Below are 13,991 nucleotides of genomic sequence, written 5' to 3'. Positions count from 1 at the left end.
GGGAGGATACCAAACAATAGAATTGCTATAATACATTCCTAAAATGAGAGGATGGGGCGGTCTTGGGTTATTATGATCAGAATGATGAGAACCAAAATAAACGGAAAAAAAGCCATACAAGCTATTTTCTAGCAGGCTTGGGGGGCGCCATCATCGGGGCCTTACTTATTTTATTAGCCTTTCCGGGAAGCGGACTGTTAAATAACGATGAAAACGAAATAACAACGGAAAAATCAACGGAGAGAAAGACCACGGAGCAGTCCCAGCAAAACCTTACTCTTGATGTAACAAGTGCCGTCACCAATGCCGTTGATAAAGCCAGCGACGCAGTGGTCGGCATCACTAACATTCAGGAAACGAACTTCTGGGGTCAAGGGAGCAACGCCGAGGACAGTTCGGCAGAAGCCGGCACAGGATCTGGAGTCGTCTACAAGAAAGATGGGGGCAAGGCCTATATCGTCACGAATAATCACGTCATTGAAGGAGCTAATGAACTTGAAGTGACATTAAGTGATGGCACTAAATTGCCAGCTGAACTACAAGGCAGTGACCCATGGACAGATTTAGCCGTCATTGTCGTTAATGGTGAAAAAATCAAAACCATAGCTGAATTCGGAAACTCCGGAAAATTGAAACCTGGTGAGCCCGTCATTGCCATTGGTAATCCATTAGGCCTTCAATTCTCCGGGTCGATCACACAAGGGATCATCTCCGGTTTGGAGCGCACGATAGAGGTGGATATTAATGAGGACGGACAAGTGGATTGGAATGCAGAGGTCATCCAGACCGATGCGGCGATTAATCCAGGTAACAGCGGAGGGGCACTCGTTAATATGTCAGGGCAGGTCATCGGAATAAATTCGATGAAGATTGCAGAAAATGCAGTGGAAGGAATCGGTCTTTCCATTCCAATCGATTCAGTGATCCCGATTATTAATGATATAGAGGAATTTGGTGAAGTGAAACGTGCTTTCTTGGGTGTTAACCTGGCATCTGTAGAAGAAATTTCCCAATATCATCAACAAAATACATTAAAGCTGCCAAGGAAAGTTACTTCTGGCGTTGCGATAACAGGCGTTCAAAGCAACTCTCCAGCATCCAAAGCAGGATTGAAGGAATTTGACGTCGTAGTTGGAATGGATAATGAAAAAATCCATGATGTCGTGGAATTAAGAAAATACCTTTACAATGAAAAACAAGTCGGTGATAAAGTTAAAATCATTTATTACCGTGACGGAAAGAAAGAAACAACGGAAGTCACGCTTTCAAGCAGCGAAATTTAAAGCACAAAAGGACAGGGGGCAGAAAATGCCTTCTGTCCTTTCTATTTCCTTGCGCTTTTCTTATTTTTTGTTACGATTACCTGTGGATATATACTGAAATTAAAGATCTCAAGTGACTTGTGGATAATTGGGAATGGAAGTAATGGGAATAATGAATGGGAAAGGAGATATGAAAGATGAAATTATATTGCTGTCAGGAACATGTGGACATGGCGCTGGATGAAGTGGTATACGAATGTGAAACCTATCCTGTTTTAACGCTTGTTCCCGAAGAAAATCAGTTATCAACAACCTGTGAATATTGTCGAAACGTGGCAATATATCTAGTAGGGAACTAATATTCCCATACAAGATGTGGATAGATTTTGTGGATATGTGGATAACTTTTGTGGATAACATGTTTGTAACCTGTTCTTAACATTTTCCGAAGATTAAAGCGGCGGGTGGAATGGTTTAGATCCAAGCATTTGGTAGTACGAATAACCAAGATAATTGTTCGGATTGGAACTAAGTCCAGCCGAATTTCTTCAATAATGAAAGTTACCGTTGCCGCTTTCAGGGGCAGCGGTTTTTATTATAAAAGCATTAAAAATTGGAAAGGATATGCTTGTTTTGCTTATAGGTCACTGTAAGGTATGATAATAGGTAGGCAAATCCAACAATTGATAGTAAAAACATAATGAAAGCTAGAGGATATATATGAAAATAACGATTATTACTGTTGGCAAGCTAAAGGAAAAATACTTAAAGCAAGGAATTGCTGAATATACAAAAAGGTTAAGCGCCTATGCTAATATAGAACTTGTGGAAGTACCGGATGAAAAGGCTCCGGAGAACCTGAGTACAGCGGACATGGACATTGTAAAGCAAAAGGAGGGTGAACGAATCCTGGCCAAAGTCAGCCCGGACACCTATGTAATAACGCTTGAGATCAATGGAAAACAGCTTACTTCAGAACAGCTGGCCACTCATATGGATCAGCTCGCCACCTATGGAAAGAGCAAAATTGCCTTTATTATTGGCGGGTCGCTTGGACTTGGCACAGAGGTGTTATCAAGAAGCGATTATGCCCTTTCCTTCTCGAAAATGACCTTTCCGCATCAATTAATGAAATTGGTTCTTGTGGAGCAAATATATCGGGCTTTTCGGATAAATAGAAATGAACCATATCATAAATGATAGAGACTGATTCCGGGGGCGTTCCCCTTAATGTAATGGGTTAAAGTATTAAATCTTACTGTAATGAAAAGAGGGTAACGAATGAATAAAGAGTCCATTTATGGTTTAACATTCGAACAATTGACAGCGTGGCTTTCGGACCATGGCCATAAAAAATTCAGAGCTTCCCAAGTCTGGGAGTGGCTTTATAGAACACGTGTGACGAGTTTCTCTGAAATGACGGATGTTAATAAAGAGTGCATAAAATTACTTGAAGAGCACTTTGTCATCCAGACTTTGACTGAGCACGTAAAGCAAGAAGCAGCGGATGGTACGATCAAGTTTCTGTTTAAATTACAGGATGGCAACCTTATCGAAACGGTTATGATGAGACATAAATACGGAATTTCGGTTTGTGTCACCACCCAAGTGGGCTGTAATATTGGCTGCAGTTTCTGTGCCAGTGGATTATTGGCCAAAAGCCGTGATTTATCCAGCGGGGAGATAGTGGAACAAATCATGAACGTTCAACTGCATCTGGATAAATTGGAACAAGGTGAGGTTGTAAGCCATGTTGTTGTAATGGGTATTGGCGAACCGTTCGATAACTTTGAAAATATGTTAGACTTTTTGAAAGTGCTCATGGACCATAAGGGTCTTGCTATCGCGGGCAGGCGCATTACTGTTTCGACAAGCGGCCTTGCCCATAAGATCTATGAATTCACCGATACTCAATTACAGGTGAATCTGGCCATCTCATTGCATGCGCCGAATAATGAGCTCAGGACACAAATCATGAAGATAAACCGAGGCATCCCGATAGAAAAATTGATGAAATCTCTTGATTATTATTTAGAGAAAACGAATAGGAGAATTACGATCGAATATATCCTATTGAAAGATGTCAATGACCATCAAGAAGAAGCCGAGCAACTTGCCGAGCTTCTTGATGACAAAAAACATCGTCTCTATGTCAACCTAATCCCATATAATCCAGTAGATGAGCATAGCCAATACCAAAGAAGTGATAAAGAGTCCGTTCTCTCGTTTTATGATACGCTGAAAAAGAGAGGCATCAATTGTAAAATCCGCCAAGAACATGGAACGGATATTGATGCGGCTTGCGGTCAGCTTAGAAGTAAACAAATCAAAAAAGCCGAAGCTAAGTAAATTCATTAAGAAAAAACAAAAAGAGGACGCATATTTTGCGGCTCTTTTTGTGTAATTTCATTATTTAGCTATTTCCTTTACCGAGGCGACTTCATACGTTGTAAGCTCGCTACCTAGAATTGGAGATTCTTTTTTTGCTTCGCCGGAACCTGATTCAGGCCGTTTATGTGCAGCTTTGAATGCATCGCTATTTCTCCAAGCCGTAAAGTTATCAAGGTTTTCCCAGTACATATTAACGCTCAGTTCATCGTGATCCGTCAAATTCTGCGTTAATAATACTTCAACTTTTACGAAGCCTTCCATCGTATCAAGTGGTCCTGGTGCAGTAAATCCTGGGGCCATGACTGCACCCATCCCTTTTTTGACTCTGATTCTATTCGTTACGATTATCATAAATGAGTCCTCCTTTTGGCCATCGGTTTGGAATATACGCCCTTTATTTCAGCAATTTCATACATATTTTAGCATATTGAAAGAAGCAGGGTCCATTTTGATTAACTCCAATCAAGGGGCCCTGAAGACATTGTTTTAATGAAGACGGACGTTTCATTATATTGAAATAGAACAATTGAATTTGGATATTACAAGGTTTATCGATTCATATCGCGTATAATAGAACTCTGTATAAGGAAATTACGATTATGGGAACAATAAAGCAACATACTAAACAACAAAAGAGGCTGTTATATGAATGAATTGAGTTTTACTGATTATACATTAAGCGATGAAATTGTTAGGGCATTAGAAAGCTTGGGATATCAACGTCCAACCGAAGTACAGCGTGAAGTGATTCCAGTGGCGCTGAAAAAGCGGGATCTTGTCGTTAAATCGCAAACAGGAAGCGGCAAGACCGCTTCATTCGGCATACCGATCTGCGAAATGGTCGATTGGGAAGAGAATAAGCCTCAGGCGCTTATTTTAACACCGACACGTGAGCTCGCCGTGCAGGTAAAAGAGGATATTACGAATATTGGCAGATTTAAGAGGATAAAGGCTACTGCAGTTTATGGAAAGCATCCATTCGCACTGCAAAAAGCGGAATTGAAACAAAAAAGCCATGTAGTTGTCGGAACCCCGGGGCGTGTTCTGGATCATATTGAGAAAGGGACATTCGCCTTGGAACGCTTAACTCATTTAGTTATTGATGAAGCGGATGAAATGCTGAATATGGGCTTCATCGAACAAGTGGAAGCCATTATTAAGGAGCTTCCGAAAGATAGAGTAACCATGCTGTTCTCTGCTACATTACCTGAGAGTATAAAAAAACTATGCAAGCAATATATGAAAGATCCTTTGGATATTGAAATCAAAGCAAAGGGTTTAACGACGGAGAAAATTGAACATGCCCTTATAGAAGTGAAAGAAGATGATAAGTTTTCCCTGCTTAGAGACGTAACCATCACGGAAAACCCCGATAGCTGCATCATTTTTTGCCGGACGAAAGATAGGGTGGATCAAGTATGTGAACAGCTGCTGGAACTGGAATATCCGTGTGATATGATTCACGGCGGCATGCTTCAGGAGGATCGCCTTGCAGTGATGAATGAATTCAGAAGAGGTGAATTCCGCTATTTGGTTGCAACAGATGTTGCTGCCCGTGGAATTGACATCGACAATATAACCCATGTAATTAACTATGACCTGCCATTGGAAAAGGAAAGTTACGTACATCGAACGGGAAGAACGGGCCGTGCAGGTAAAAAAGGAAAAGCCATTACTTTTGTGACGCCGTACGAAGACAAATTCCTTACCGAGATCCAAGAATATATCGGTTTTGAAATCCCTAAGATGACTGCTCCATCTAAAGAGGAAGTCTCCAATAAAAAAATGGAATTCGAAGCCAAATTGGAAGCCCGTCCAAAAATCAAAAAAGATAAAAGTGAACAATTGAATAAACAAATCATGAAGCTGTATTTTAATGGCGGCAAGAAAAAGAAACTCAGGGCTGTGGATTTTGTCGGAACCATCGCAAAGATTGATGGAGTGAATGCAGAGGACATCGGGATCATTACGATCCAGGATAATGTTTCTTATGTGGAAATATTGAATGAAAAGGGACCGCTTGTCTTGAAAGTGATGAAAAATACTAAAGTGAAAGGCAAGCTTTTGAAGGTTTCAGAGGCCTTTAAGAACTAAAGGTGTCGAATGAAAGAAGCGGGAAGACCGAAAATCGGTCTTCCCGCTTCTTTTTTATATGACTTGGGACAGGAACTTTTCGACCCACCGGGGGAAAATTCGACCCATACACAGATGATTCGACCCAACTAGGGAAAATTCGACCTACTCACAGATGATCCGTCCTCACTGAAATAGTAGTTTTTTTGTTTATGAAGAGGTTAAGATTCTTTCTCCAAATTCTGTTTAACCGTCAAAACAGAGTGGTATATGATGAAGGATAACGCAATTATTTCGAAACAATAAATAAATCTGTTTGTAGAAAAAAGGGGTCTATCCAATTTTAAAACAAAGTTGATTGGAACGTAAGGTGCGAGACTCCTGCGGGAAAAGCGAGTGCCTGGAGTGGAAGTCAACGATCCTGTAGACAATAAACAACACGATTTAATCTGAATTCTTAGACATGGAGGGATTGAGTGGGATGACGAAAGCAAATGAAAGCGGAAGAATCGATGAGCAAAGTAAGCAGCGGCAGCTGGATCAATATCGAGTGGACGATAATGGGAAAAAGATGACGACTAACCAAGGTTTGCGAGTTTCTGAGGATGAGCATTCTTTGAAAGCGGGAACCCGTGGTCCAACTTTGATGGAGGATTTTCATTTTCGTGAAAAAATGACTCATTTTGACCATGAGCGTATTCCTGAGCGGATTGTCCATGCGCGTGGATCAGGGGCACATGGATATTTTCAGGTATATGAACCGATGACCGAATATACAAAAGCCAAGTTTCTTCAAGACCCTTCAGTGAAGACACCAGTATTCGTTCGTTACTCCACTGTGGCGGGTTCCCGCGGATCGGCAGACTCAGTCCGAGATGTAAGGGGATTTTCCACAAAGTTTTATACGGAGGAAGGAAACTATGATTTGGTCGGAAATAATATTCCGGTATTTTTTATCCAGGATGCCATTAAGTTCCCGGATTTAATTCATGCGGTTAAACCGGAGCCTCATAACGAAATACCTCAGGCGGCATCTGCCCATGATACGTTTTGGGATTTCGTCGCCAACAATGAAGAAACGGCACATATGGTCATGTGGCATCTATCTGATAGGGCCATACCTAGAAGCTTCCGGATGATGGAAGGGTTTGGTGTCCATACATTCCGTTTTGTAAATGAACAAGGCGTGGCCCATTTCGTTAAATTCCATTGGAAGCCTGTACTGGGAGTAAAATCCCTTGTCTGGGATGAGGCACAGAAAATTGCAGGGAAGAATCCTGATTTTCACCGCCAAGATCTGTGGGAAGCGATAGATACCGGGAATTATCCTGAATTTGAATTTGGCGTCCAAATGATTAAGGAGGAAGATGAATTCAAATTCGACTTTGATATCCTTGATCCTACTAAACTATGGCCAGAAGAACAAATCCCGGTTAAAATAATCGGAAAAATGGTTTTGAACCAAAATACGGATAACTTTTTTGCAGAGACGGAACAGATAGCTTTCCATCCGGGGCATGTTGTACCGGGTATTGATTTTTCAAATGATCCGCTGCTTCAGGGACGTTTATTCTCATACACCGATACCCAGCTATCCAGATTGGGAGGACCGAACTTCCATGAGCTACCGATTAATAGGACGGTTGCCCCCGTTCATAATAATCAGCGCGATGGCATGCACCGGATGTCAATAAATCCAGGGCCGGTCAGCTACCACAAAAATTCCCTTGCAGGCAACTCTCCTGAACCTGCTGCGGAAGGGGAAGGCGGCTATGCACATTACCAGGAGAAGGTCGATGGCAGGAAGGTCCGGCAGCGCAGTGAAAGCTTCAAGGATCATTACAGCCAGGCTAAACTATTTTGGAATAGCATGACGGAAGTGGAGAAGGAGCATATTATTCAGGCTTTCCACTTTGAAGTGGGAAAAGTGAAAAGTAAGGATGTTCAGCAGCAAATTGTCGAGATGTTCAGCAATGTGGATGTTGAACTGGCCAAAACGATCGCCATGGGAGTGGGCGTGAATCCTCCAGCCAACAAAAGTGAGGTTCAAATAGACTTGGCTTCTCCAGCTTTAAGCCAGGAGCAAATGAAAGTGAACACGGCCGCAACAAGAAAAGTGGCTATCTTGGCTGCAGATGGTTTCAACGGTTCAGAGGTTAATCAAGTCTTGGAATCATTTAAATCGGCAGGTATAACGGCTGAATTCATCAGTCATAATCGTGGAGTGGTTACAAGTTCTGAAGGACAGCAGGTCGAGGTGAACCATACATTCCTGACAGCCGATTCGGTACTTTTTGATGCTGTATATGTTGCAGGGGGGCAGGGGAGTGTCGATGCTTTAATGGCATCCAAGGAACCCATTTACTTTGTTGATGAAGCCTACAATCATTTCAAGGCGATTGGTGCGGGAAAAGAAGGGGCCATGATCTTATCGAAGGCAGGCATCATTTCCAATGATCCAGCTTCAGGCATTGTAGCTGTTACGGATAAAAATAGCGGTTCTGCCTTTATCGAGGCAATTGCCAAGCACCGTCACTGGAAACGCGCTTAATATCCATTGAAAAACCCCCAGACTTGAAGTCTGGGGGTTTACTCAATAGATATTTCGTAATATCAAGCTACTTTGCTTTTTCTTCAAAAAGTGATGCAATGCCAACGATCACCTTAGTGGCCAGTATCATATTATCTACGGAAATAAATTCATATTTTCCATGAAAGTTCTCCCCGCCCGTAAAGATGTTGGGTGTTGGCAGGCCCATATACGATAATTGAGATCCGTCCGTACCACCGCGTATTGGCGAGATTTGCGGTTTTATATCGAGTTTCTCCATTGCTTCATGGGCGATATCCACGATTTCCTTCACGGGCTCAATTTTTTCCTTCATGTTGAAGTATTGGTCGTGTAATTCGAGCTGGATTCGGTTTTGCCCATATTTTTCTTTTAAATCCTCGATTACTTTCGTTATATATTCCTTGCGTTCATCGAATTTTTGGCGGTCGAAATCCCTGATGATGTAAGAAAGTTTGGTCTCTTCCACATCACCATGAAAGGAAAGCAGATGATAAAATCCTTCGTAACCTTCCGTATATTCCGGTGCTTCTGCCGCTGGGAGCTTATTATGGAATTCCATGGCGATTTTTGCCGAATTCACCATTTTTCCTTTAGCCGTTCCAGGATGAATATTCGTCCCTTTGATCAGGATTTTGGCCGATGCTGCATTGAAGCTCTCATATTCAAGTTCTCCAAGCGGGCCACCGTCCACGGTGTAGGCAAATTGGGCATCAAAGGCATCTACATCAAACTTATGGGGTCCCCTGCCGATTTCCTCATCGGGAGTAAAAGCAACACGGATTTTTCCATGCTTGATTTCAGGATGCTGGATCAAATAATCCATGGCAGTCATGATTTCGGCAATTCCAGCCTTATTATCTGCTCCCAACAGGGTTGTCCCATCCGTTGTAATCAAGGTATGCCCTTTATAGTTCTTAAGCGAAGGAAAATCATCAGGTGAAAGAATGACATCCAATTTTTCATGTAAAGTAAGATCTTTGCCATCATAGTTGTCAACGATTTGCGGTTTTACATCTTTTCCAGTGAAATCCGTTGCTGTATCGACATGAGCCAAGAAACCGATTGTCGGGACATCCTTATTTGAATTGGCTGGCAAGGTTGCCATGACATAGCCGTTCCCATCAATTGTCACATCCTTCATCCCAATGGATTGAAGTTCCTTGACCAATGCATTTGCCAAGGTCAGCTGTCCGGGTGTAGAGGGGCATGAGGGATTTTCCTCATTCGATTGGGTATCTACTTTCACATAAGAAGTGAATCTTTCAATGATTTCATTTTTCACTTTTCCTTCAACTCCTTTTTCCCTTATCTTACCATGGTTGACTGTAATGGAAAAATTATCTTTTTTCAAATCTTCATGGTGTCATCAGCAAAGAACAGCATATCTGCAAAAGACATGCCGTTCCTTGCCATCCCTTTTTAGAGTGGATTATTCAAGGCCCATACGGATACGCTTTTCCCATGAACGGGGAAGGTCGCGAACCCATCTTCTTCAATGGTAATGTGGTCATCTCTATGACAAGTTAAATCACTCCAAATTTCACCAGCCCGATGTTCACCGACGAACATCCTTTTTTCACTGTTGTGATCTCCATTAGAGATAATGACCGCACACCCCGAGCCTTCTAGCTCTTCAACTCCGTGCCGGACCCAGCCTATCGTATTTGGATCATCAAAGTAATCGGTCTGTTCTCCGTAAGCTTTTTCATACCTAGCATATAATAGTCGATCCAGGATATCCTTTTTCCCAGGCACCGGAGAAGGTCCGCCGATTCCATAATAGTCCCCGTAAAAGACACACGGATAACCGCAAAGTCTAAGCAAGGTAAGTGCATATGCCGATGGCTTGAACCAGTCCTTTACCCAAGACTCCAGTGATTCATGAGGCTGGGAGTCATGGTTATCGACAAAAGTGACAGCCTCTGCTGGATTGGTTTGGACGAGGGTATCATCAAAGATGGTTGAGAGGTCGAAGTCTGTTCCTGCGTTTGAGGCCTCATGAAATTTATAATGCAGGGAAACATCGAACAAGTTGAGGTCATGATTGGTTTGCTCTAAGTAAGTTTGACAGGCTTTAACATCCGCCTTCCAAAATTCGCCGACCATGAAAAAATGTTCCTTTGTATAAGGAATGAGTTCTTGGAGAAATTCATTGATGAATTCATAATCGATATGTTTAACGGCGTCCAAACGAAAACCATCACACTTTAACGTATCAACCATCCATTTTCCCCAGCTAATCATTTCCTGACGAACTTCCGGCAGGCTGTAATCGATGTTGGCAAACATTAAATAATCGTAGTTTCCGAATTCATCGATGACATGCTTATTCCAGTGCTTATTTTCGCCTGTGATACGATATACGCCCATTTTGTCGTTTTCAGCATCATAGTCTGTACCATTGAAATGAGTATGGTTCCACTTAAAGTCAGAGTATTTATTTTTACGTCCCGGAAAATCGAATTTTGTCCAGCCTTCCATTTCGAATGGTTCTGAGATATCTTCCATACGGTTGTCTGGATTGACTTCAATCACCTCAAATTTTTCGGTTCCGTCAGCTCCTGCCTTATGGTTCATGACTAAATCGATATAAACGCAAAGTCCGTAGTTATGACAAGTGGCTATTGCTTGCAGCAATTCATCTTTCGTCCCGTATTTGGTACGAACGGTTCCTTTTTGGTCAAATTCCCCCAAATCGTAACCGTCATATATTCCATATCCATTATCCCCAACGGATTGCCCTTTGGTGACTGGCGGAAGCCAAACACAGTCAATTCCTATATCCTTCAACTTGGAGGCTGCATATTTCAATCTTTCCCAATGAGAACCATCTGCCTCCAGATGCCACTCAAAAAATTGCATCATCGTATGATTTCTTTTCATCTGTTCCCCCCCTGACACCGACCTGTTTTTAACAAAAGTGAAACTAATGTGATCGGATAAAGTGATAATGGAAATCTTTACCCACTAAAATCAAATGATAAACAAGTGAACAATCCTCAGGTTAGAGGTTCATTTACCTCTCTATTTTACTATTTTATACCAAATAAGGGTATTTTATATTGATTAGCAGCTAAAAATAATTCAAATGTGGAGGAATAACCCGGAGAATGCCTATACGCCATTCAAAAAAGGTATCCCTAATTTTAGGGATACCTCAGTTTTTCGTAAGTCTATTATCCTTTTTTACCTCTTCGTTTAAAGAAGTGGGCGAAAGCAATTGCACCTAATAATAAGATTAGAAGCACGGAAGATAGAATGATTGTATCTTTTGAGGAGCTGCTGTTACCTGCCCCCTTTTGGCCCATGTTCCCGTTTATACCAGGAGGTGCCCCATTTCCGCCCCGGTCCATTTCAGGAGGCTGCATCGCAGCCCCATTCTCGCCGCCCATGTTTGGTGGTTGCTGACCTGCATTTGCGTCATCGCCGATATTAGGAACTCCGCCGCCCATACTGCTTTCTGTCTCGGCTTCCACGACCAGGTCTCCTGAAAGTTGTGCCAAGATTGATTCAGCACGTTTGACAGCGAAATCAACCAGGGTTTCCTCGCCTGACGTTGCTTCTGTATACTCGTCCATTGTATAAAACTTGGTCGGGTCCTTTTTCACAAACGGTGTGATCAATGTAGAAATTTCAGTGGTCATTGCTGTCATATTTTCTTCAGAGAAAAAATCTGTGGCAATGTCATTTAGATAATCATAATATTTTTCACGGTACTCGTCGTTGGAAAGCAGGGCATTCAATAAAGGACGCTCTTCAAGGGTCGTACCTGAAACAGGCTCGGTAATGCTGAAGTTGATATTACTTTCATTCATGAAATTTGAACTCATATCCATCATTCCGCCACCGTTCATATTCGGTGCCCCTCCAAGGAGTTCCTTGTCATCTCGCTTAGTGTCATCGGCGTTACCCTCAGCAGCCGTTCCATCTTTTTGGTCAGCGGTTTCTTGATCAGAGTTGCCCGCCAGTCGCCCGCCGCCTCCGGAATAACCGCCAAATGACATATTATAGTCCCAAGGCAATATCGAAAAGACCCCGTTCTCTTCATACAGGTAGTAATTGTGCTTTTTATCTCCTTGATAGTGATCGAGGTTGACAAGGGCTGTGTTGGCTGCGAAATAGCGCAGCATCTCATCGACATCCAGGACTTCCTCCACATTCCCGCCATTATTAATGCTATCAAGCATTTTGATCATGGCGGATTGGTCCGAATTATCGTTTGTTTTCAAGTTTATTCCTGTGTAGTCATCAATGTCTTCGCTGATCCACTTTAAATCGCTTCCCGTACCATCCGGATAATAGAGGTCGCCTGTGCCATCAGTGAAGTTGATATTTAGGAAGGTTTCCTCTATAGCTTCCACCCCTAGATAAAGGCCCCATTCCTTTCCGTTGATGGTCACGTACATATAGGAATGTCCAGGAGTTGCTATGCCCATCTTGTCCATTAATTCATAGGAAAGGTATTCTCTCATATAGGTTGGGTCACTGTAATTATTGTTTAGCACCAACTTTTTCAGGCCGTGTAAATCTTGATCTTCCTGATAATAATCAAAATCTATCTTCCAGCTGTAACGATCGGAATCTCCCATTTGAACAACGGAATTCAAGGAAAGGTTCCCCTTGGTGCGAAATCCCACGTTTTTAACCGTCTCCCCATCTATCGTTACATCGGCATTTACGATCTCCTTTTCAGTGGGGTTTTCCAGGATGGAATCCAACTCCTCATCAGCCAATGTTATATCAACCGTTGTCACCTTACTTTGATCAAATACAGATTCTGTATAAGTATTTCCTTTAGTGGCTTTTTCAACTTGAAGATTGGGAAGGAAAAATAGCACTGCTATAAAAATCATTATCAATAATCCAATGGTCGCTACTACATATCTTGTTTTTAACATGCCTTGGCTCCTTCCTCCTGTAGTCTTATATAGAGGGGTGGGCATGGATTTTTATGTCCGCCAACTATCTTAAGCTGTGAAGTTGCCATCATAACTTAACATGATGGCTGAGTGAACGCTGTTCATGTCCTTGACTTGATTAATGAATTCGGCATTATTATCTTTTAATCGAATTTCATATGTCACTTCGAGGTGATTATCCGCCATGACGGATTTCGATTTGACGGAATGCTTTTTCACCTTGTTGGATATCATTTCTTCCAACGTTTTTTCAATTGACGCATCTGAATATTTAACGATTAATAAAAATGGATTTTCAACAGTGATCCGATTGGCAAATATGAGCATGACGATACCTATTAAGATTGCACCGATGATAACCAGCGGAATTAGTCCTGCCCCGCATAAAATCCCGGAGGCCGCTGCCCAGAATAGGAAGACCAAGTCCATGGGATCTTTGATAGGCGTTCTGAATCGTACGATGGAGAGTGCACCGACCATACCAAGGGAGATAACGATATTCGTGGATATTCCCATGATGATCAAAGCCGTGGCCATTGTCATGATGATGAGGGATATATTGAAATTGTGTGAGTACATCACACCGGAAAAGGTCTTCTTATAAATGACGTAAATGAACAATCCAATGGCAAATGCCAACAATAATCCAATTAGGGAGTCAATGATTGAAAAGCTCTCGGTCTTGTCCAAAAAGCTTGATTTGAAAATATCATTAAAAGTGGTGCTAGTTGTCGTCGTATCCATTTGCTATTCCTCCAAATATTAAGTGTTTGC

At 42.1% G+C, this 13,991-nt stretch carries 11 protein-coding genes; 6 read left to right on the top strand and 5 right to left on the bottom strand.

The annotated features are described in order from the left end of the window. The first annotated feature begins 62 nt into the window (after positions 1-62). From ACZ9AO_RS18565 to rlmN, 4 genes are all read left to right on the top strand, one after another. Positions 63-1,283, top strand: coding sequence for a S1C family serine protease (locus tag ACZ9AO_RS18565; protein ID WP_072272175.1), 1,221 nt, complete (start codon positions 63-65; stop codon positions 1,281-1,283). A 176-nt stretch (positions 1,284-1,459) separates the two neighbouring features. After that, positions 1,460-1,621, top strand: a complete 162-nt coding sequence (locus tag ACZ9AO_RS18560; protein WP_065310847.1) for a CxxH/CxxC protein — start codon at positions 1,460-1,462, stop codon at positions 1,619-1,621. A 361-nt stretch (positions 1,622-1,982) separates the two neighbouring features. Continuing rightward, the gene (gene rlmH / locus ACZ9AO_RS18555) at positions 1,983-2,462 is read left to right on the top strand and encodes a 23S rRNA (pseudouridine(1915)-N(3))-methyltransferase RlmH (RefSeq protein WP_034316119.1); all 480 of its coding nucleotides are present in this window, start codon (positions 1,983-1,985) and stop codon (positions 2,460-2,462) included. Positions 2,463-2,543: 81 nt separating this feature from the next. Next, positions 2,544-3,611 carry a dual-specificity RNA methyltransferase RlmN gene (rlmN, locus tag ACZ9AO_RS18550; RefSeq protein ID WP_476109777.1) on the top strand — a complete coding sequence of 356 codons (1,068 nt, stop codon included), beginning with the start codon at positions 2,544-2,546 and terminating at the stop codon, positions 3,609-3,611. Positions 3,612-3,671: 60 nt separating this feature from the next. On the opposite strand, the gene ACZ9AO_RS18545 is transcribed toward rlmN, so the two are convergent. Further along, the gene (locus tag ACZ9AO_RS18545) at positions 3,672-4,004 is read right to left on the bottom strand and encodes a heme oxygenase (RefSeq protein WP_048685616.1); all 333 of its coding nucleotides are present in this window, start codon (positions 4,002-4,004) and stop codon (positions 3,672-3,674) included. A gap of 294 nt (positions 4,005-4,298) precedes the next feature. Here ACZ9AO_RS18545 and ACZ9AO_RS18540 point away from each other — a divergent pair, with 294 nt between their 5' ends. Both ACZ9AO_RS18540 and ACZ9AO_RS18535 read left to right on the top strand, forming a co-directional pair. Beyond that, entirely contained in the window at positions 4,299-5,747 is a 1,449-nt protein-coding gene (locus ACZ9AO_RS18540) for a DEAD/DEAH box helicase (protein WP_202314933.1), read from the top strand. 460 nt (positions 5,748-6,207) lie between these two features. Further along, complete coding sequence (locus tag ACZ9AO_RS18535) at positions 6,208-8,277, top strand: catalase (protein ID WP_476109774.1); 2,070 nt, start codon at positions 6,208-6,210, stop codon at positions 8,275-8,277. Positions 8,278-8,344: 67 nt separating this feature from the next. Here ACZ9AO_RS18535 and pepT read toward each other — a convergent pair whose 3' ends face one another. The 4 genes from pepT to ACZ9AO_RS18515 all read right to left on the bottom strand — a co-directional run bounded on the left by pepT (position 8,345) and on the right by ACZ9AO_RS18515 (position 13,961). Continuing rightward, a complete protein-coding gene (gene pepT, locus ACZ9AO_RS18530) occupies positions 8,345-9,580 on the bottom strand; it encodes a peptidase T (RefSeq protein WP_251541745.1) in 1,236 nt (411 codons plus the stop codon). Between the two features lie 137 nt (positions 9,581-9,717). Continuing rightward, positions 9,718-11,181 carry an alpha-amylase gene (locus ACZ9AO_RS18525; RefSeq protein ID WP_402904768.1) on the bottom strand — a complete coding sequence of 488 codons (1,464 nt, stop codon included), beginning with the start codon at positions 11,179-11,181 and terminating at the stop codon, positions 9,718-9,720. Between the two features lie 293 nt (positions 11,182-11,474). Further along, positions 11,475-13,196, bottom strand: a complete 1,722-nt coding sequence (locus ACZ9AO_RS18520; RefSeq protein ID WP_476109772.1) for a CotH kinase family protein — start codon at positions 13,194-13,196, stop codon at positions 11,475-11,477. A 69-nt stretch (positions 13,197-13,265) separates the two neighbouring features. Continuing rightward, the gene (locus ACZ9AO_RS18515) at positions 13,266-13,961 is read right to left on the bottom strand and encodes a DUF4956 domain-containing protein (protein WP_476109770.1); all 696 of its coding nucleotides are present in this window, start codon (positions 13,959-13,961) and stop codon (positions 13,266-13,268) included. Positions 13,962-13,991: the final 30 nt, after the last annotated feature.

Source organism: Peribacillus sp. TE19612 (assembly GCF_056279465.1).
Note: the sequence above shows the minus strand (reverse complement) of the source record. Positions and strands in the feature narration are given on the sequence as shown.